Genomic DNA, 20969 nt, shown 5'->3' on the forward strand with positions numbered 1-20969 from the left:
CGGGCGCCGTTGAAGCCTCTGACGTTCGTCAGCGGGTATCTGTGCGCATGGCCCGCTTTTTGCCCAACGACTCAGAGGGAACGCCATGACGACCATCAGCAGCAGCCATCCGGCCACAGCCAGCTCCACTCGCACGCAACGTCTCACCGCAGCCATCAGCGCCGCCCTGCTGGGCGCGTGCCTGGTGTACTTTGCCGGTTTCTCGCACATTGCCGCCGTGCACAACGCGGCACACGATACCCGTCACAGCGCCGCCTTCCCTTGTCATTGAGGACAACACAATGTTCAAGCGAATCGCCTACACCGCAGGTTTCACCGGCCTGCTCGCCGCGCTGTTGCTGACGCTGTTGCAAAGCTTCTGGGTCGTCCCGTTGATCCAGCAGGCCGAAACCTACGAAAACGCCCCTGCCGAACACGTGCATGAACAGGCCAGCGGCGTTGCGGCCGAGCACAGTCATGAACATGACGAAGCCGCCTGGGAGCCGGAAGACGGGTGGCAGCGCGTGCTGTCCACCACCGGAGGCAATCTGGTGGTCGCAGTAGGATTCGCACTGATGCTCGCCGGGCTTTATACCTTGCGCGCACCGGGCAGCCCGCTTCAGGGTGCCGGCTGGGGACTGGCCGGTTTCGCCGTGTTCGTGCTGGCCCCGACGCTGGGCCTGCCACCGGAGCTGCCGGGCACTGCAGCCGCCGAGCTCGGTCAGCGCCAGCTCTGGTGGATCGGCACCGCAGCCTCCACCGCTGCGGGTCTCGCGCTGCTGGTTTTCAGTCAGAATCTGCTGCTCAAAGTGCTGGGCATCGCCATTCTGGTTGCACCGCATGTGATCGGCGCGCCACAGCCGCTGGTTCACGAGCGCCTTGCGCCCGAGGCGCTGGAATCGCAATTCATCGTGGCCTCGCTGCTGACCAATGCCGTGTTCTGGGTGGCATTGGGCATGATCAGCGCTTGGCTGTTCCGTCGCAACAACGTCGATCTGCAGCATGCCGAACCACACCCGGCCTGAGCAGACGATCACCCTGCCCGCGTCTGTCATCGTCGCGGGCGTGGGGTGTCGGCGCGGTTGCTCTGCCCTGCAGTTGCATGAACTGCTGGAGCAACACCTCAAGGCGCATGGACTGGGCATGGCCGATATCACGGCGCTGGCCTCCATCGACCTGAAAAGCGAAGAGCCCGGCCTGCTGGAATTGGCGCAGCAACTGGCCGTTCCTTTGGTGTTCTTCAATGCGGCGCAGCTGGTGTATTGGGATCTGCACCTTACGCATCGTTCGGCGAATGTCCTGCAACACACCGGATGCCACGGCGTCGCTGAAGGTTCGGCGCTGGCGCTTGCGGCGCAACTGGGTGATGGCACCGCCGGGCTGGTGATCGAACGCCAGAAAAACACCCACGCTACATTTGCCTTGGCAACCAGCCCTGCTACAGGCGGATAATCGCGGCATTGACTCAATTCAGGAGATTTCCTTGACCGTTTTTTTCATCGGCGCAGGCCCCGGCGACCCGGAGCTGATCACCGTCAAGGGCCAGCGCCTGATCCGCAGTTGCCCGGTCATCCTATACGCAGGCTCACTGGTGCCCGTCGCAGTGCTGGAGGGCAATCAGGCCGCTCAGGTGGTCAACAGCGCCGAGCTGCACCTGGAACAGATCATCGACCTGATCAAGACCGCTCATGCCCAGGGTCAGGACGTTGCACGCGTGCACTCAGGTGATCCGAGCCTGTATGGCGCCATCGGCGAACAGATCCGGTATTTGCGCGAACTGGGCATTCCCTTTGAAATCATCCCCGGCGTTACTGCAACGGCCGCCTGTGCAGCGTTGCTCGGCACAGAACTGACCCTGCCCGACATCTCGCAAAGCGTGATCCTGACCCGTTACGCCGACAAGACTTCAATGCCGCCCGGCGAAGAACTGGCCAGCCTTGCGCAGCATCGGGCCACCATGGCGATTCATCTGGGTGTCAACAATCTGCACCGGATCATCGAAGACCTCCTACCGCATTACTGCGAGGACTGCCCGATTGCCGTGGTGCATCGCGCCAGTTGGCCGGATCAGGACTGGGTGCAAGGCACCCTGGCAGACATAGAAGAAAAGGTGCAGGCCAAAGGTTTCCGGCGCACCGCGTTGATACTGGTAGGACGTGTATTGGCAAACGATACGTTCAGCGAGTCATCGCTGTATCGGGCAGGCCATGCGCACCTGTTCAGACCTTAGCGACAGGGCTCGGCAGACAGCGGGTGCCGACAACGGCGTGGGCATAGTCCGGCGTGGCACCGGCGCTACTGAAACGACGCAGATTATCCGGCGCAAGCTGCGCTCGACTGAACCGGCTGTGTACGGACCTTTTCACTTATCTGCGAATCAGGCGTGATATTGCTTCCAAAGTGGGGAAACGGCTCTTGTGCCGCCCAACCTCCGGCAGCCAGCAACAGCAAAACGAACACACCCGCGATGGGTTCCCTGGTCCCGCGCATGGATCCGCGCATAGGTCTTTCCTCCAGCCGACTGATAACGGCCCGTTACACCAATGACTGACCGAGCATAAGTGCTCGAATGTCGCGAACATGTGAACGCATGGTGTGAGTCAATGCGTAAATGTACACATGAGTTTATTTTCGAACAACATCGCACCAGGGCTCATTCAAAAGGCTCCTCCCCTTCCAGCTTGGTGCGATGCATCAGGCGCCCGCACTCCGGGTCATACGCCTCGGCACGATGCATGGTGCCCGTGTTGTCCCAGACCACCAGATCACCCACCTGCCATTCGTGGCTGTAGCTGAACGATTCGCCCGTCGCCCACTCACGCAACTCGACCAGAATCCGTGCGCTCTCGGCCCGGCTGACACCGGCTACCTGCTGCGCCGTGCAGCCCAGAATCAGCGATTTACGACCCGAGCGATGCTTCCACACCAGCGGCAGTTCTTTCTCACCGATGGCCTGCATGAGCTTGAGCGTCGTCAGACTCGGCTCTGGATTGTAGTAAAACAGCGATGACCAGGGCGCGTGCACGACACGCATGCTGGCGTAGCGCAGCTTGTCCGCCGCAGACAGTGCCTCATAGGCCGCATACGTATTGCAAAACCCGGTGTTGCCGCCCCAGCTTGCCTTCACCTTGCAGGCCAGAAGCGAAGCCAGGATGGGCACATCGCTGCTGGTGCCGTCGATGTGCCAATACAGCGACCCCTTCAGAAACTCGGCACCCGCCGGGTTCACCCTGGCGTCCAGCGTGATTTTGGTGACATTCTGACCGTCGCTGGCTTCTGCCGAAAACGTGCCCAGCGTTCGGGTGAACGCAATCTGCTCGGCATCGCTGAAACCGATTCGCGGGAAAATCAGCACACCCCGCTGTTCCAGCAAAGCGCGGATCCCGTCCGCAAGCTCGCCGCTCAACAGTTCGTGTTTGGTGTTGAGAATCCGGGTGCCGATGACAGGTTTGATCGGCTCGTGAAGCAGACACGTTTTCGAAGTGGCTAACATGATGCGACGCTCTTCATAAGTGAACCTTACGGTACGCTTTTGATGAGCAGTGCGCAACAGCCAGGAGTTATAAGTTTTGCCAGGCGATACAGCGGGGTTCAGCGTCTGCTCAGGTAATCGGCCAATGCCTCTTGAAGAACAAAGCCAATCGCAAGCCAGCCCATCAGAGCAATCACGTCCATTGCACGGGACTTGCCCCACATCGGCGTACGCTCCCGGAGTCGGAAATACCAGGGACCGGTGCAGGACACCAGGCCATACCCGAGCAGCATGAACAGCGCTGTGAATAGCCACTTGTCCGGAGCCTCTGCACGCACGCCAGCCCAGACATCCATCAACGGCTTGAAGGCCACAAAATACAGACCGCCCAGAGCGACCGCGACCATCCCCAGTCCAATCGGCCACAGCGAGAAGCCTGAATACTGCATCGCCCGTTGCAGGTTCGGGCTTTCACTTTCCAGTAACTCGACGAGCCTTGGCCATCCGGCACGTCTGGCCAGTATCAAGGCACTTTCACCTTGGCTGTTGAGCGCGGCAGCGTCTGCGCCCATGTAAAGCAGCGTGATGACAAAGTTGCAGTTTCCGGCGAGCGCCTCGTGATGCAACAACTGCCATCCGCCATCGTCGTAATCAGAAATCAAAGAAGGATCGTCGCGAAGGCCCTGCTCTACTGTGCTCTGAACGTTCAACGCCATCGGATGCTCGGTGCGCTCCAGCTTGTCCAGAGCCTTACCGTCTGCACGGCCATTCAGCGGGCGGTTGAACAGCACCGGTGCCTTGCCATTGGCCGGAGGAACCAGAGCCACCCGCCCTGCCTCGCCAAAATCCAGCCCCCACGCCTGATCATGCGCGGCCCTTTCTCCGGTTGACATGCCGGCTCTCAGCGCGTCGATCGTGAAGCCTCCATAGACCCGACCGCCACACACGTACATCCAGTCGTTCACGTGCGCCAGCGGCACCGACACCGGATCGCCCGCACTCAGTTGGTTGACCCAGCGAGGCTCATTCATCAACACACCGGTAAGTGTGTGGCCGTCGAACCCAATATCGGTCACCCACATGTTCTCGACCGAAGGGCCGTCCGAATCAGTCGAATCGGTCGCAAACGAGACCTTGACCGCCGCCATGTCCAGCGCCTTGACGATGCGCCGCTGCTCCCACGACAGCTCTCTCCAGAAGAACTTGAACGTGCGATGCGCACTGGCTACAGCAGCCTTGAAGTCGGCGCTCTCGCCTTCGACGCCATAAATAATCTGTTCCGTCATACGAAGGGTCATTCCTTTAAGCGGCTAATACGTGTGGAAAAACTCAAACTCGTCTCAGACGCAACTCGCAGCATCCGCGTTCCGTGACCCCGAGACTATTTTCTTCAAGACCCACTTTCCAGCAGGCACACCCATCAATTCTCACGGTCATAACCCACTCAACATCGCTGCGAGGCCCTCATGAAAATCGGCATTATTTCCGACACCCACGGTTTGCTGCGTCCAGAAGCCATGGAAGCCCTGCAAGGCTGCGAGCAGATCATCCACGCCGGAGACATTGGCAGCGCAGAGATCGTCGAGCAGCTCAAGGCCATCGCCCCGCTGCACATCGTGCGTGGCAACAACGACGTGGGTTCGCCGTGGGCGAACGACATCGCTGACCATCTGCTTTTCGAACTGGGTGGCTGGCAGGTATTGCTGGTCCACGACATCGCCGACGTGCCCGCCCTGCTTGATGAGCACACGCGGCTGGTGGTCACCGGGCATTCGCACAAGCCACTTATTGAATGGCGCGGGGAGCGGCTCTACATCAACCCCGGCAGTGCGGGACGGCGTCGTTTCAAATTGCCGGTGACGCTGGTGTTGCTTGATGTGCAGGCGTCTTCACTGGAGCCACATCTGGTGCAACTGCTTGAGTAAGTGGGTTCGCTACATGAATCGGCGCTACACATCATGTGCCATCAACCATTGCCTGAAACATCCCTTAGGGTTGATGAAGTGTGATCTACGGATTGACGCTGGTCGTCGCGGTTCGTTAATCGCTGACCATTGCCTGACCCCATCGCCAAAACCGCCGCTTCGACGCGCGCTTATAAGCGTTAAGCATCTGGCGAGCGCTTATTTTTCTGTCTCGAATATCAGTCATCAGCGCCACACGTAATTCAGACCAACATGCGGACGGAAGACCTTCGGGTTTTAGTAGCGATGAAGCGCCGCGTACCGGGCAGGATTGGAGGTCACCGGCATCAGCCAGTGCTTTCCTTCCTGCGACCATTTCGTAAAGCACTCGTGCAACGGCGTAAACATCGGCTTGCATTGTGAGCGGGCCGCCATCACGCACCTCGGGCGCAACATAACGGGGCGTCCAGGGCTGCAAGGAGTGTCGATTCATCTGCGGCAGTCCGCTGAGAACCCTATCGACGGGCTGCCCGAGACCAAAGTCGAAAAGTCGCAGTCCTTGCTCAGTGAGCATGACATTTTCCGGTTTCACGTCCCCATGCAGTACGCCTTTCTCGTGAGCATGTGCCACGGCATCCAGCAGCGCTATCGCCATTCCTCTTGCCTGCTCCCAGGGTAATCCTGCGGTGTGCGCCTTGAGGAGTCGATCAAGGCGCACACCGCGCATGAATTCAAGCGTCATAAAAGCTTGATGCCGATCGGCGTCCACGCCAAACGCAAAAGGACGAACCACATGCGGATGATGAAGGTGCCGTGTCAGGGCAAACTCGCTGTAAAGCAGTGCATCGGCGTCCTTCGCCGTCGCCAGATCATCGTTGAGCACCTTGATCGCGATGCAGGGATCAGGCTCGCCCATCAACTCGTGCAGCAGGTCGCGGCCCTGATAGACGACTCCCATGCCGCCGGCGCCAAGCAGACGCTCGACTTTGTAGCGGCCTGAGAGCACATCGGGAAACCTGTCTTGCGCCTTCCGGACGTTCAAAGCTGTGCTGGCATACGCAAGCTTCGTAACACCGACATATCGAAGGGGTTCGGAGAACGCTGCCCCAGCAGCAGATAGTTGGCCCGCATCCCGCCCACATCGGCTTTCAACACCATAACATCACGTCCCTTGAGTGGTTCGGTCTGCATCAGGTCCAGCAGGCGGAACAGTGACCAGGGGCCAGTATTCTTCTCGATGCCCATCGGGCGACCGGCCATACGGTCCATGATCAAACTGGCCCGGCCACCCTCGATCTCGGTCGGCCATGTGAAAGCAACGGGTACGATGGGCCCATGGCGATACTCCATAGACTGGTTGCCCAGGCGAAACTCGGCGCGGCTGACATTCGGATCAAGTGTGTAAGGCTCAAGCTTGAACCGGACCCTTGGTTCCTGAGCGCTTTCCGCGAAAAAGCTGTCGCGAATGGCGTACACCGCAGACATCTGATCAAGATACGCCCGGCTCATCGGCAGGCTGTAGCCGTCGATGCTGCGTAAGCGATAGTGGCCTGGCTCGCCGCTGACAAAAGGTTTCAGGTAGCTGTTGAAGAAGCGATCAGCGAGCCCCTGAGATTTGAAAAACTCGCGAAAATCGCTGAGCGCAACATCGCTGCTGCTGTGGGCGTGAAACGGATAACGCTTGTCGAGCGCCTGACCATAGAAACTGTACAACTCATCCTTGTAACGCTGATTGACGTACTGATACGACTGATGCAGGACGTGGCTCCAGACATCTTCCGCCAATCCATTGAACCATCCGGCCACAGGCTGCGGCAGCGATGCAGCCGTATTACGCAGACTGCTCAACGCATCGCGCTGCCCGCCCATACGGCTGCGGGCCATCTCGAATGCAGCCAGTTCAGGCTGGCCAGAGCGGCCCAGCGCCGCCATTTGCAGTTGAACGTCATCCAGCGCACTGAACAGGGAGATCAGGTCAGCACCGGGCGCATTTTCTTCATCCAGGAGTCGATGCAACGGATCGAAGCGACGTTGCAGCGTCTTCTTCGCAGCGTCGGGCAGGCCCTCGGTTATCGCTTGCTGTACGTGCCCGCCAATGGCTGAAGCGATTTTGCCCACAGCACCGGCCTTGTCCGGGACGGGCGGTGTGTCGAGGCTTTCGGCCACCGTCGGAAAGCGGGTGTTGTCCCGGATTTCAACCAGCAACTGCACCAGTGGCGAGTTGGCGGCGCTCAGACCGGCCATTTGCAACGCCCCCTGCCTTGGTCCTTCAAACGGCTGCAACGATGCCCGATCGACAGCTTCGGACCAGTGATTGGCGTAATCGCGGAAATAAAGCTGCTCCAGTTCGATCATCAACCGGCGCAAGTCGGCAGTACCAAGCGCAGCGCTCTCGCCCAGCACCCAGTTGTCCTTGAGAATTTCGCTGACCACTGTCGAGCCCTGAACCACAAAATATTGCTGATAGCCATGACGTGTGTAAAAGCCCGGAATACGATAGTCGGTGCCTGCCAGCAGCATCCGTTGCGGACCGATTCGTTGCGCCAGGCTGTATTCGGGAAGACTGCGCGCCTTATCACGCAGTACCCGATAAACCACACTGGCCAGAGACTCGTTGCGCAAGACCTGGCGAGTCTGCGCCACCAGCTCGGCGTTGCCGGAATAGACAAACGGCAGATCCAGCAAACGTTGCACATGCTCATTCAATTGACGCCGTGCCTGGGCATGAGCGGCATAGCGTATCGACCAGTCAGCGGCGATCCATTCCCGCAGCCAGACACGATCCCGGTGCTCCTGATGGGTCAACATCAGATAGGCGCGCAAACTGCCCAACAACTGCTCGCGGTCGTGTGCAGCAGCCTGCATCTGTGCTTCGAGCAAGCCTGCCAGACGAGGTAACAACAATTGCTGCAATTGCGCATGGTAACTGGCCAGCAGCGCCTCGTTGACAGCCTGCCCTTGATACAAGCCATTGCGCTCGTAGACGGACAGCCCCGCTGTATCGGGAAACACCCGCGTGGACTGGTAATGAGTGTTCAGAGCATCAAGCACCGTCAAAACGTCATCCTGTGGCCCTATCTGCAAGTGCTGCCTGGCCAACGGTTGCGCGGCCAGACGAAGTGCTTCAAGTCGGTCGTGGTTGGCGTTGAATCCGGTCGCCCACACCAGACCGGCCATCGCGACCACAAGGAACGCGCTGCCAAGAATCGCACGTTGTCTCCAACCCAGCTGTCGACGCACGTTTTTGTCGAGCATCGCCAGCCTGGACTCCGGGAATATGACCCGTGCCAATAGGTCATGGATGAATCGCGGGCGCCCGGCATGTCGTAACGGCAGACCACTGCTGTCCTGATCGCCAACCGCCTGCTCTTGCAGCGGGCTAGCCTGATCAATCATGTGAGGCGCACGGGTGAGGTAAAAACCGCGCAGATGGCTGGCACGCTGGTAACGATTGCCCGAAAAGGCCAGCTCGACGAAGATGTTCAGACTATTGCCGATGCGTCCCAATTGATCAGGAAACTCCAGCATTCGGCCACGTCGCTGAATGTCGCGCTCCTGATGAAGCCGCGTGATGACTTGACTGCCCAGCCTTTTCAACAACGATTCGAATGCCTTGCCGACAACATCAACGTCGCTGCCCCGCTCGTCCTTGCCGAACGTGGAACCCAGTACCTGCCGGCTTTCCTCACGAGACAAATGGTCGAAGAACTCATCGAAGCCCTCTATAGCGTCAGCCTTGGTCAGCACGAGATAAACGGGAACCTCAATGCTCAGTTGACGACGAACCTCGTCCAGACGAGTTCGAACGGTTTCGGCCAATGACTCGAGTCGATTCGACGGGTCGTCGATCAACAGCTCCACGGGTAACGTGACCATCACGCCACTGAGAGGACGCACGCGGCGTCTGTCACGTAACAATGACAACAGCGTGCGCCATGCGCTGCTGTCTACTTCTGTCTGCGTCTGGCTCAGATAACGGCCAGCGGTGTCCATGATCACCGCCTGATCAGTGAGATACCAATCACAATAGCTTGTGCTGCTGGTATCGCGCGTGAGCTTGCGCTGAACCTTGTTGAGGGGGAAGTCGAGCCCGGAAAAGTCCAGCAGACTGGTCTTGCCACTGCCTTGCGGGCCGATCATCAGGTACCAGGGTAATTCCAGGCGCCCGGAATCGCCGTGCCCGTCGTAAAGACTCGAACGCCTGATCAGCCTTACGGCGTCCTTGAACCGGCGGGTCAGCTCCTGACGTTCCTTGTCAATTGCGATGCGTTGGTGCATCTGCTCCCTTTCGGTGTCGCTGCCCTGTTTTTTTTCGTCGCCTTTACCCGTTCGCCAACCGACGAAGACCATTGCCAGCCCCCAGGCGAGCAACAGCACAATGGCAACCAGCAGGCGCGAAGTCGCGCTGTCCAGAAACCTGTGTTCGGCGACCGCGAACAAAGGCCCGAATAGCCAGACCAGAGCGCTCATGACGAGCACCAGCAATAACGACCAGACCCAGGTTTTTCCCAGCACGGAGAACAACTTTTTCAATAATGTCTTCATCGGGTCTCTCGGTTGTGCGACTGGCGCTGAAGCGCCCCTGAATCAATGAACTGATAAGGCCTGAGGACCGTCTCGCGCTGCTTGCCCAACACCCAGGCGAACCCCGAATACATCACCGCCATTGTCATCAGTGTGAACATGATCACCAGCCAGGACGGCACGAGCCGCGGCGGCTCCGAAGCGTCCTCTTGCGAGCCACGCCAATGCGGCGAAAGCGTCATAGGTACCTCTCCTCGCAACTGGCGTATCTGCCGATAGAGGCCGTCGCGAATATCGTCCAGTCCGTCATCACCCCGTTGCGAGACGCGGTACTTGCCCTTGAACCCCAGAGCCAGACAGAGGTACATCAGTTCCAGCATGTGCAGGTGCCTGGCCGGATTACTGCCCAGTCTGTCCAGCAATTGGAAAAACTTCTCGCCGCCAAACGTCTCCTGATGGAAATGACTCAGCAGACTCATGGTCGACCAATTACTGGCGCTGCCCCATGCGGTGATCAGGACAGCCTCGTCGAGCACCGTGCACAACACATAGCGTGCCGCCAGCATCTGGTCGTGTTCTATCGCGTGATGATGGGCATGGGCCTCGAACAGTTTCACTTGCCCGATCAGCGTTCTGTTCAACGGACGAATGTCTTCTTCATCCGGTGCAGCGGCTAGCCTTGAAAGGTGCCGCAGCAGGTCACTTGCAGCAGCGATCAAGGGGTTGATGTGAACGTCCATACGCTTTTCAGGTGCCAGTCGGGCACTGTAGGTCAACCGTTCCTGAAGGCTTTCGAACGGATGGAATCCGGCCGAACACGTGAGCCGCTCGTGAGTGTGATCACCTGAGCGCTGCCCGTGCAGTCGGGTAGGATTTTCATTGTGGTCTTGCATATCCACTACCTTTGCCATCAGTTTCTGACCGCCCAGAATTGCAGCTCAAGACCTGCAAAATCGCCTGAAACATGGAAGGCAAATCCGCCAGACGTATCCACTTGCGCCTGCTCCTGCTCGCTGAGTTCCAGACTGAAATAGGTTCGGTTCGAATGGAACGGGATCTGACGCGGAGCTACGGGCAAGGGTCTGAGACGCATGCCCGGCAGATGCAGACTGACCAGCTCGCGGATGCTTTCGACCGAGCCGACCTTCAGGTGAGAAGGCAACCGGTGACGCAGCTCTTCAGCATCGCATTGCGCCCGGGCTGCGAGCACAAACGAGGCTGAGCCCAGCAATTGTCGATCCACGCGCGGAGAAACCAGCACGCCGTACTGACGCACTTGCAGCTCCAGTTCAATGGCGTGCTGCTCAAGGACCATCGACAGGACCTGTCGAATCGCGAACATCACTTTTCTGAACGTCGTACCCTGATCGCTGTGCTGATACTGGCCGTCCAGCAGCGGACGCTTGCTTTCAGCACCAAAGGTCGACAGTTCGCCCAGCAATGCCAAAAGCGAACGATAAAGCGGCTCGGGGTGAACGTCCTGCTGGGTCAGGTAGTGCTGAAGCACCAGCTCCGTTCGATTGATCAACTGCAACATCATGAAATCACCGACCTCGGCGCTGCCTGCCTGACCGTTGGAGCGGATTCGTCCGGCGATGGCGTTGCCTCTGTTCCCAAGCAGGCTCACGACTTCCTTCAAACACGACATCAGATAAGGCGACCCGCCTGCATTGATGAAAGAAGGAACGAACCCATCGTCGAGCCTGACGGCATTGTCAGGCGTGCTGACCAGTACCTGGCACACCTTGAGCTTTACGTAAGCGTGCTCGGTCTTCTGGTCCCCCAGCAGCAATTGAAATTCGGGCCGGGCGCAGAGTATTTCGGTTCGGGTATCTTCTCCGGCATTGGAATCGGCGATTGCGGTGGCGTAGGTGGTAAATCGGGCAACCACCTCCGGCTGGTCGGCACTGCGTGCCTCGATGCAATTACCCGTCACCAGCGGCAATGCCAGATAAACTGCGGTGTTGGCCGTGTTTGGAGGTATCTCCAATGCCAATGGTTTATCCCTGTCGCCCAAATCGAAAAAGGTGCCGTCCGGCAGTACACCTGATGCCCGATTGATAACAATCTGACCCGAGCCTAAAAACTGTTGATTGATTTCAACCGTTTTAAAGCCCCACATGTGTATGCCAGTCAGTTGCGTGCACAACCTCATCTGTTGGTCGTGGTATCGATCATTGTGTTGAAAGTGCTGAGGGCGCAGCAGCATGCCTTCCTGCCAGATAACCTTGTGAGCGTTCATGCTTAGCTCCCTGCCCTTGAAACGGTTTCGTCACTGCGATGCAAACCGGCTTCATCAAGCGTGAATTCGGCCCGCGTCAGCGCCTCGGGCGTCAGCTGGATCACATAGCGCCATCGCGCCTCGGGAAGATCGCGATACGCAGCCAGCACTCCGACGTAAGCACTGCCAGGCTCAAGCTTGAGCTTCAGGTCGACGCGATCGCCGGGGCGCAACTCCAGTTCCTCCGTCGCGACCAGATCCTGAGCGAGCACGTCCTTGGCCCGGTCGTAGAGGGAAAAGAAATCCACACTCTGGAACGTTGCGGGATGCTTCAACTCCATAAGGCGCAGCACCGTTGGTGAAGGTCGGCCGTTGAGGTCCGGATTGAGTCGATCACTCCCGGTAAGGCTGATCTCCAGCCGCGTCTGCGTGGAATAAGGCGACAGCGCCGAGCAGCCGCCCAGCAACATGAACATGGCCAGCATCACTGGCCTGGCGTAATACATAGGCATTCAGGTTTTTCTCAGTCAGTTCGGGTAAAGGGTGTTGATCAGGCGGATCTGTTCGTCGTAAGCCTTTAGAAAATCCCGGTTCCACAGTCCCATAGTCCATTGATCGTCCTGAGCAAGGGTCCGGTGGTGGTGAACATAAGCGCGCCATCGACTGCCTGCGGTCCGTAGCCAGGACTTGTCTTCATGCTCAAACTGCCAATGCAGCCGTTGCGGGGAGAAATGCTCCAGAGCCGAGCGCGCCATGGCCCGGCAACCTGCGAGAAGGGCAACCTGATGGGACTGGGAAGCGCGAAATGATTGAGTAATCATTCGGGACGCTTGCCCGGACTGATGGTGCAAAAGCAGCTGGATAATCGAGCTGGCATCCAGTGAATCGACAGGTCGGTCCCTGCCGGTTCCTGACGCCGGACGGCAACCCCCCAGTTCAGAGTCAAGCTCGTTGCGAGTCGATGAACCGTGCTCCAGACCATCAATGCACTGTCTGAACAGCCGTGCTGCATCAATTGCCAACGCCTCGCACGTTGTCGAATCGACGCCACTCAGGTCCACATCGAGCGCTTCGGCAAGCCGCTGACAGAACAAACCCGTCATTTCGTCAGCGCTCTTCGCATAACGCTGGGCAGCCGGCAGGGGTGCAGGTATCAACTCCGGCAACCGTAACTGTTCGCGATCTGTGGATGAATACCGACCAATGCCTGGAAACTCGACCCGCTCTTCCAGCAAGGATGAAAGCTCATCGGAACGACAGTGGCGTTTATCACCTGCCTGCCATACAGCGAGTGGATCGAGCTCAGCGAAAACCGGGAGACCGTTAATAGATGACTGCGCTTTTTGACAGGTCCGCTCGCTTCGGATGCCGAGCAGACAAGCTCGCAATTCCAGGTCCCCTATACGAAAGGTATCGCCATGCCTGACGCACCGCCTTTCGCCGGCATAAAGGGTTTCAACACCATTAAGCAGAGTGCCGTTACGACTGATGTCTGTCAGGTAGAACACGTTGTCTTCATGACTGATACGCGCATGTTGCCTGGACACATAAAGCGCCTGATCTTCAATACGCCACTCACACTCTGGACTGCGTCCCAGAACACCGCCGCTCTGGTTGAAGCGCCACGACGGTGAGCACCCCTCCTTGAGGTCCGGCGGGTTGATTACTTCCAACACCAATTCCATCAACACATCTCTCTGATTCATCGATTGCGATTGTTTGACGTCGTATTCCCAAGGGCACGATATTCACTATCACTGAACTTCAATGGGCCACTGCACCCGACCAGAAGAATCGATAGCGCACAAAAAAAGAGAACAGCCCTCCGCTGACTGAAGTTCATCAGGTATCTCCATGAAACTAACGATCCGGTTATTGGGGGCACCTGGCGGAGCACTTTCTGGCGCTGTTTATATCCAGGCGCGTCATCCGGTAAAGCAATGTGCGTCGTGACAGACCTAACTTGCGCGCGGTCAGCGTTCGATTGCCACTGTTTTTACGCAGGCATTCAAGCAATACGTCACGTTCGAAATGCTCCATGCGCTCACGCAACGTCACGCCGTGAAAAGAACCTTCGGTACCGCTTGCAACAGGGAAGTGTTCCGGCAGCAGGTGTCCATCCTCGCTAAGCAGAACAGCGCGTTCGACGAACCCCTTCAACTGCCGCACATTGCCGGGGAAGGAATAGTCACAGAGAAAAGACAGTGCCGATTCCGACCACCGTACCGGTTCACGTCGCAACGAAATGCAGGCACTGGACGCAAACTGTCTGGCCAGCGGTTCGATGTCTTCCACGCGATGCCGCAACGGCGGTAACGAAACGGGAAACTGGGCGAGGCGGTAATAAAGGTCCTCGCGAAAACGCCCTTGCGCTATCAGCGCTGGCAAATCCCTGTGCGTGGCAGCAATGATGCGCACATCGACTTTACGTACCGTGTCTGAACCCAGGGGACGTATTTCTCCTTCCTGCAAGACTCGCAGAAGCTTTGCCTGGAGTCCGAGGGGCATATCGCCTATTTCATCAAGCAGGAGCGTGCCGCCATCCGCGATGTCGAAAAGACCGCGGCGATCGCGATCAGCGCCGGTGAATGCCCCCTTTCGATAGCCGAACAACTCGCTTTCCAGAAGATTTTCGGGAAACGCGGCGCAGTTCTGCACGACAAAAGCTTTTTTGCGCCGGGGTCCGTAGGAATGGATGGCACGGGCAACGACCTCCTTGCCCGTCCCGGTCTCGCCAGTCAGCAGAACGGTGTAAGCGCTTTGCAAAACCTTGCCGACCAGCTGACAGGTCTGACGCATGGGTTCGCTTTTGGTGATCAGCCCGTAACTCGAGGACCCGGACTCCAGTATCGGCATTCCCGTGAGGGCATGGCGGCGCTCGAATAGAACCTTCAGCGCAAGTACGAAAGAACCCAGCGATTCCAATGAAGCCGCGAAGCACTCGAGTGATCTGGCTGCTTCGCTGGCGCACACCAGAAGCCCCGTCGTGACGTTATCTCTGGTGCTTAGACGCACGCACAACAATGACTTCCAGCCTGACGGCCTTGAGGGCAGGAAGCTCGTATCGTAAAGGCCTGAGTCCACTTCATTCACACTGACAGGCGTGCTCTGAGACAAAGCGAACTGAAGCAGGTTTTCCGTACTGTAATCGGAATAATGACCTGCGACGGCTTCGGGCTGAATGATGTCATTCAACACCTGCACCTTCAGATCAAGCCGCTCATTGCCTGCTTCGAAGAGGAATAACTGGGCCAGCTCACAACCGACAAGCTGGCAGGCTGCCCGGGCAAACCCGTTGAGCAGCGACTCACTGTCGCCAGCGCATGACAGGCGGGTGTAGATCGAACATAGCGTATGCGCGTAGTCCAGCGGATTCTGGACAGCGTTAAACATCGACGTCATCTCAATCGAACTCACAGACAATGAGGCCGGCAGGATCCAGCGTCGCGTAAACGCGTTGAATGCCCTGACCGTCGGACATGGCGCCGAGCAGACGATTGGCAATCAACGGAATGAGGCAGGTGTCCAGCAGGCGATCCACAAACCGCGCCCCCGTATCGCCTTGCGAGCATCGTTCAAGCAAGAACGAAACGAGACACTTTGAATACGCGAAGGTGAGTCCTCGACTTTTCAACCGTTCTCCCAGGCGTATGAGCTTGAGTTCGATCAGTTCGCGCAGTATCTCTCCAGAAATCGGGTAGTACGGCACGACTTGCATCCTTGCCAGAAGTGCAGGCTTGAAATGCGCGATCAGAACCGGGCGAATGCGTGCTTCGAGTTGCTCGACATCAGGTCGTTGATCTGTCTGGCAACACGTCGCAATGAGTTCGCTTCCAAGATTGGTCGTCATAAGAATAAGCGTGTTGCGAAAGTCGATTTCCCGACCCTCACCGTCATTGGCAATGCCTTTATCAAATATTTGATAAAACAGATTCATCACATCGGGATCGGCCTTCTCCACCTCATCCAGCAGAATGACCGAATATGGCTTTTGTCGAACAGCCTCGGTGAGCAGACCACCCTCTCCGTACCCGACATAACCGGGCGGCGCGCCTATCAGGCGGGAAACCGTATGTTTCTCTTGAAATTCGGACATGTTGATGACCGTGAGAAAACGCTCACCGCCATACAACAAGTCAGCCAGCGCAATGGCTGTTTCGGTCTTGCCCACGCCACTGGGGCCTGCCAGAAGATAGACACCGGCCGGAGCATCCGGCTTGTTAAGGCCTGCCGCCGCGGCACGCATCGCTCGGTCAAGCACATGAACAGCCTGGTCCTGGCCACGAATACGTTTTTTCAGGTCCTGTGCGAAATCGGCAACTTTCGAACTGTGTTCCTGTGCAAGCTGTGAAAGCGGGATGCCGGTCCAGCCGCTGACCACCTCGGCGATCAATCGAGGGCACACTTCAAAACTGACCAGTCGCTCCGCTGCCTCACCTTCGGTCAGGGCTTTATGAACACCTGTCAGCTCCGTTTCCAGCGACTCTATGAGCGCACACAATTGATGAGGATGCTCGATATCAGTCTTTTCCTTCAGGTCGCGCTTCTCGCGCAGTTCGGACAACTGCTGACGCAGATTGAGTAACTGTTCGACATTGGCGCGTTGCTGGTTCCATAAGGTTTCAACGTCGCTTTTTCGCTTCCGGAGTTCATGAAGGCTTTCCTCAAGTGTCAACAGAGCCCGTTCATCAACACCCAACCCGGCCTGTGAGTCTCGTCGCAAGGCGTCGAGCTGACGCTGGTCCTCGGCGAACCGGGTACGCAGGCGCTCCAATTGTTGCGGCGCGGCTGCCAGGCTGATGCGAACACGGGCGCAGGCGGTATCAAGCAGATCAACCGCCTTGTCCGGTAGCTGCCGACCGGTGAGATAGCGCGCCGATAGCCGAGCCGCTGCGACCACAGCATCATCACGCAGATACACACCGTGGCTTTTTTCATAGGTCGCAGCAAGGCCACGCAGAATGACTATTGCCTCTTCCACTGTAGGCTCCAGCAGGCGAACCGGCTGGAAACGGCGTGCCAGCGCCGGATCCTTCTCGAAATACTTTTTGTACTCCGACCAGGTTGTCGCTGCGATTGTCCGAAGCTCACCTCGGGCCAGCGCAGGCTTGAGCAGGTTGGCAGCGTCGGAACCGCCTGGCTGTCCTCCTGCGCCAATCAAAGTGTGGGCTTCGTCGATAAACAGGATGATGCTGCGCGCTGATGCCCTGACCTCCTCGATCACCCCGTTCAGACGACGCTCGAACTCACCCTTGATGCTCGCCCCGGCCTGCAGCAGGCCCATATCCAGTGTCAGCAGTTCAACATCCTTGAGAGACTCAGGCACTTCACCCTGGACTACTCTCAGCGCCAGGCCTTCGACAATCGCGGTTTTACCGACCCCGGCTTCGCCTACCACGATCGGATTGTTCTTGCGTCTTCGGGAGAGCACGTCAATCATCTGCCGAATCGCTTCATCCCGGCAAAGGACGGGATCAAGCCGACCCTCACGCGCCCGCTGTGTCAGGTTGTGAGTGAAGCGTTTCAGTAGTGATTCATCTGTCCGTTCAGGCAAATGGCCTTCGGGATCATGCTGCTCGGCAAGAGAGAAATCCTTCAAGCGATCTGCATTGATCCTGCTCAGCAGTGGTTGATAGCGGCTGCCTGCGTATCGAATCGGATTGCGCAACAGTGCAAGAACGAGTGCGGCCTGTTCAATGTGGCTTTGGCTCAGTTCAAGATTGGCCACGAGCAGCGCGTCCTGTAGCCACTGCACGAGTTCCGGCGCAAATACAGGATTGCGAGAGGCGCTTTGCTCCATACCCGGCTGCAGCAAAGACGCAAAATGCGCAGAGTCGACATCAGCATCCAAAAGCGCACGGGAAAGAAGACTGTCCGGACGTTCCAGAAGGGCAAGCAGCAGATCCTCCACAAGAATCCTGCTGCCTCCTCTCGTTACACAACGCGCTGCGCAGCTCTCCAGATTCATCCGGGTGGGCGCGTCCAGTGCATTGACCAGTTGCTGCAGATCTACATTGATCATGACTATCTATCCTTAATGAATCGACTGGCCAAGCGTCACCATACCGTCGGCACGCTCATGCCCCAGCCAACTGGTCCAGCCGAGGCGGCAGGTATTCTTTTCACCAATGCACAGGGCCCGAATTTCTTCCCGCAGCAGGGCAAGACAGACGTCGTACTCAAGAAAGTCTCGTTGCGTGAACCGCACCAAGGCACTGAGAGGCTGATTCGAGGCGCCCTGAGGTAGAAATTTGTGAAAGCTGTCCCAGCACAGTCGCCTGATGTGGATACGAAACTTGCCGCTTCGGTCTCGAATCCGCTCACCAAGAACGGCGTCCTGCCCGAGCTGACTATGGTTTCCACCCAGAAAGTTGCGCTGTTCACGGGTGATGTGAACAACACGCTCTGCACACTGCTCAATGAAGAAATCGGCATGGTTGAAGTAATAACGCAGGACCGATTCGATCAGCGCCGCAGAGTGCGCGCGCAAGCTGAGCAGCCCCAGGTAAGGCAGGAGCCGCTTCCAGTCTAGGTCGGCAGCTTCCCTGATCCTTTCGCCACCCAGTCCGATCAATGCAAACAGATGCTCGGAAAAATGATCGGTCGCACCATGAGCAAACACCGCGTGATAACGGTACTTGCGCCAGACAGGCAACATGAGCTTCTGAAGCCGGTGATGAAAAACATCAAGAAAATCGCGCGTTACGCTGAAGTCACCCTCCTCGTCCAAGACCTGCTCGCCGTAGAAGGCTGGCAGCGGCGAGCCGGAGCCGACCAGGCTGATAACATTCAGGCATAGCCTCACGTGAAGTTTCCCATGCCATTCAAACAGTTCGAGACGTTCGATATCGCTTCCGGGAAAGCCAAGGCCCGGGTTCGCATGAAGTAAAAGAAAGTCATGCAGCGACTCATCATCAGCCTTGGGATGAATCTCGCGAAGCACCTCCAGGATCAGAGGGATCGCCTGATAAATGGAGTACTCACGGATCCTGTGACTGAGTGCAACTAAAGAAGCGGCTGGAGTCCCATGCGCGGTGTCCATTTGTAAAATTCTCCGTGTGTACTTTTCACACTCAGTTCATGGAAAGAGTTGAGGCTGGCATACAGTGCGAAAAACTCGTTCAGTACTGATGCAAACAGAAATAGAGTGCCTTCGCCCTCATAACCGTCGGGATTGATCACCAACTCTGTCGTGACGCCCCGCACGGGCCGCCCCTTGTAAAGTCGATCCGCGGGACGATGGCTTATTGATTCAAGCCCCTTGAGAAGATGCCGACTGGCCCGTTCGGCTTGCTGATCGTGATAACGAGGTAAATCATAAGTTTCGAGTACAACTTTCAACGCGTCGATATTGGCGAGTGACAGATAGTTCAACGACATGTTACTGATCACACGCCATAGAAAATCGCGACTGACAGGAGGCGCATAGCTGGGTGTGGCCGGAGTGATATTTCTGAAACGAAGGAAATCCGGCGTTCCGTCACAGGACCTGCAGATACCACCGGCTTTGATCTGCAATGGAAGGTCATGATTGGTACAGCTCAGCTCGACGGATACCGTTTCAGGGTATTCAGCACTTCGATGATCAAAGCTTAAATAAGTATCCAGGCCATCGTACTGCATGGAGGGGCGCTGCCGAGCGCTGTAGAAAGGCTTGGTTTTCGTCGAGCCTTGCCCTGAATCATGTTCGAACGATTCAAACGAGGCATAGTCCTGATAGCCAAGACCACCAGATTGCCAACCGGTTACCCGATCCACTGAATACACTGCACAACTGTCGAGATCATCTCTGGACGGGACGAGAAGATAATCATCTCGCTTGGCGTCGACCAGGATGGGCAAGGCATCCTGTTTGAATAAATTCACGATCGGTGTGCAGTACAGCTTTACATGATCGAGGGTGGGCCGAAGACGCTGGATTTCAGCACCCTTGATGTTCAAGGTCAACTGTATGCCACGGGCATGTTTGATAATAGATTCGGGCAACGCACTCAGAACACTCAAGCCCGTGACGTCGACAAACATGAATTTTTCCTGAAAGAAAAAATATTCCTGCAGGTAGCGGTAACCTCTGAATGTATTGAAAGGATAAGGTATCAATGCTTCTTCTTCAGCAAAGCCAACTGGCTGCACTTCAGTGACCGGAATATCAAGTTCAATGGTATTTCCATGAGCGTCATCAATCAGACGCCCCTCAGCATCGAGCACGCTGAGAGTGACACCCTCGAGTTTACGCATCAGCGCGAGATACAAGGCCTGACTGACATAACGATCACCCGCAAGATGCAGTCTTATTCGTTTTAACTCCAGTTCGCCAATGTGACCTTCGCAACTCATGACGAAAAACAATTTCAGGGTTGCCCCATCGCTGATCGACGAGTGACGCAGTTCCTTGAGTTCAAGCGGCAAGACCTCGGTTGCGAAGCACGTGCGAAAACGACAGACACGCCCATCTACCGGATCGCTTTCAACAGGAGTGGATCGATCAACCAGCACTGCGGGCCCGGACCGAAGCAGTGGCTCGAACTGAAGCATGCTCACCGACGGCAGCGGTCGCAGATAATTGGGCCAGAGCAAATTCATTAATGAGTGAGTCAATTCTGGCAACTCATCGTCCAGCTTCTGACGCAGCCGTCCTGTCAGGAACGCGAACCCCTCGAGCAATCGCTCGACATCAGGATCACGCCCCGCCTGGCCCAAAAAAGGCGCCAGTGCAGGATTACGCTCGGAAAAACGACGGCCCAGCTGACGCAAGGCTGAAAGTTCATCCTGATAGTAGTCATTGAAAGACAACGTTCATTACCTGTTCCAAGTTCACCGAGAACGGTGAATAGAGGCATTAAGGAACGACATACCTGACGCATACGTT

General features: G+C 57.2%; 17 protein-coding genes. 5 read left to right on the forward strand and 12 right to left on the reverse strand.

The window, feature by feature from the left end:
- Positions 1-85 precede the first annotated feature (85 nt).
- The 4 genes from JTJ32_RS07775 to cobM are packed head-to-tail and all read left to right on the forward strand — an operon-like array spanning position 86 to position 2209.
- Positions 86-271 (forward strand): CbtB domain-containing protein, encoded by a 186-nt coding sequence (locus JTJ32_RS07775; RefSeq protein WP_099227811.1) that lies wholly within the window; start codon positions 86-88, stop codon positions 269-271.
- 10 nt (positions 272-281) lie between these two features.
- Positions 282-1004 (forward strand): CbtA family protein, encoded by a 723-nt coding sequence (locus tag JTJ32_RS07780; protein WP_210041663.1) that lies wholly within the window; start codon positions 282-284, stop codon positions 1002-1004.
- On the forward strand, positions 982-1431 hold the full coding sequence (locus JTJ32_RS07785) for a cobalamin biosynthesis protein (protein WP_210041664.1): 450 nt from the start codon (positions 982-984) through the stop codon (positions 1429-1431). Before JTJ32_RS07780 ends, JTJ32_RS07785 begins: the two co-directional genes overlap by 23 nt.
- A 31-nt stretch (positions 1432-1462) precedes the next feature.
- Positions 1463-2209: a precorrin-4 C(11)-methyltransferase gene (cobM, locus tag JTJ32_RS07790; RefSeq protein ID WP_210041665.1), complete on the forward strand. Its 747-nt coding sequence runs from the start codon at positions 1463-1465 to the stop codon at positions 2207-2209.
- 423 nt (positions 2210-2632) lie between these two features.
- Here cobM and JTJ32_RS07795 read toward each other — a convergent pair whose 3' ends face one another.
- Positions 2633-3472, reverse strand: a complete 840-nt coding sequence (locus JTJ32_RS07795) for a TauD/TfdA dioxygenase family protein (RefSeq protein ID WP_210041666.1) — start codon at positions 3470-3472, stop codon at positions 2633-2635.
- Between the two features lie 98 nt (positions 3473-3570).
- Entirely contained in the window at positions 3571-4737 is a 1167-nt protein-coding gene (locus tag JTJ32_RS07800) for a DUF2314 domain-containing protein (RefSeq protein WP_210041667.1), read from the reverse strand.
- 180 nt (positions 4738-4917) lie between these two features.
- Here JTJ32_RS07800 and JTJ32_RS07805 point away from each other — a divergent pair, with 180 nt between their 5' ends.
- Positions 4918-5376, forward strand: a complete 459-nt coding sequence (locus JTJ32_RS07805) for a metallophosphoesterase family protein (RefSeq protein WP_099227818.1) — start codon at positions 4918-4920, stop codon at positions 5374-5376.
- A 115-nt stretch (positions 5377-5491) separates the two neighbouring features.
- Here JTJ32_RS07805 and JTJ32_RS07810 read toward each other — a convergent pair whose 3' ends face one another.
- The 10 genes from JTJ32_RS07810 to tssF form a co-directional block, all read right to left on the reverse strand.
- On the reverse strand, positions 5492-6361 hold the full coding sequence (locus JTJ32_RS07810) for a serine/threonine-protein kinase (protein ID WP_328823957.1): 870 nt from the start codon (positions 6359-6361) through the stop codon (positions 5492-5494).
- 32 nt (positions 6362-6393) lie between these two features.
- Positions 6394-9900 (reverse strand): type VI secretion system membrane subunit TssM, encoded by a 3507-nt coding sequence (gene tssM / locus JTJ32_RS07815; RefSeq protein WP_210041671.1) that lies wholly within the window; start codon positions 9898-9900, stop codon positions 6394-6396.
- Entirely contained in the window at positions 9897-10772 is an 876-nt protein-coding gene (gene icmH / locus JTJ32_RS07820) for a type IVB secretion system protein IcmH/DotU (RefSeq protein ID WP_236059215.1), read from the reverse strand. The genes tssM and icmH overlap by 4 nt, the downstream gene beginning before the upstream one ends.
- Positions 10773-10789: 17 nt before the next feature.
- Entirely contained in the window at positions 10790-12121 is a 1332-nt protein-coding gene (gene tssK / locus JTJ32_RS07825) for a type VI secretion system baseplate subunit TssK (RefSeq protein WP_184322541.1), read from the reverse strand.
- Between the two features lie 2 nt (positions 12122-12123).
- Positions 12124-12612 carry a type VI secretion system lipoprotein TssJ gene (gene tssJ, locus JTJ32_RS07830; RefSeq protein ID WP_408004587.1) on the reverse strand — a complete coding sequence of 163 codons (489 nt, stop codon included), beginning with the start codon at positions 12610-12612 and terminating at the stop codon, positions 12124-12126.
- A 15-nt stretch (positions 12613-12627) separates the two neighbouring features.
- A complete protein-coding gene (tagH, locus tag JTJ32_RS07835) occupies positions 12628-13785 on the reverse strand; it encodes a type VI secretion system-associated FHA domain protein TagH (protein ID WP_210041675.1) in 1158 nt (385 codons plus the stop codon).
- Positions 13786-13972: 187 nt separating this feature from the next.
- A complete protein-coding gene (locus tag JTJ32_RS07840; protein ID WP_210041842.1) occupies positions 13973-15493 on the reverse strand; it encodes a sigma-54 interaction domain-containing protein in 1521 nt (506 codons plus the stop codon).
- 10 nt (positions 15494-15503) lie between these two features.
- The gene (gene tssH, locus JTJ32_RS07845) at positions 15504-18122 is read right to left on the reverse strand and encodes a type VI secretion system ATPase TssH (protein WP_210041677.1); all 2619 of its coding nucleotides are present in this window, start codon (positions 18120-18122) and stop codon (positions 15504-15506) included.
- A gap of 12 nt (positions 18123-18134) precedes the next feature.
- Positions 18135-19142 (reverse strand): type VI secretion system baseplate subunit TssG, encoded by a 1008-nt coding sequence (gene tssG / locus JTJ32_RS07850; RefSeq protein WP_210041678.1) that lies wholly within the window; start codon positions 19140-19142, stop codon positions 18135-18137.
- Positions 19106-20893, reverse strand: coding sequence for a type VI secretion system baseplate subunit TssF (gene tssF, locus JTJ32_RS07855; RefSeq protein WP_210041679.1), 1788 nt, complete (start codon positions 20891-20893; stop codon positions 19106-19108). The genes tssG and tssF overlap by 37 nt, the downstream gene beginning before the upstream one ends.
- Positions 20894-20969 lie beyond the last annotated feature (76 nt).

It is taken from the genome of Pseudomonas alliivorans (assembly GCF_017826695.1).
GTDB lineage: Bacteria > Pseudomonadota > Gammaproteobacteria > Pseudomonadales > Pseudomonadaceae > Aquipseudomonas > Aquipseudomonas alliivorans.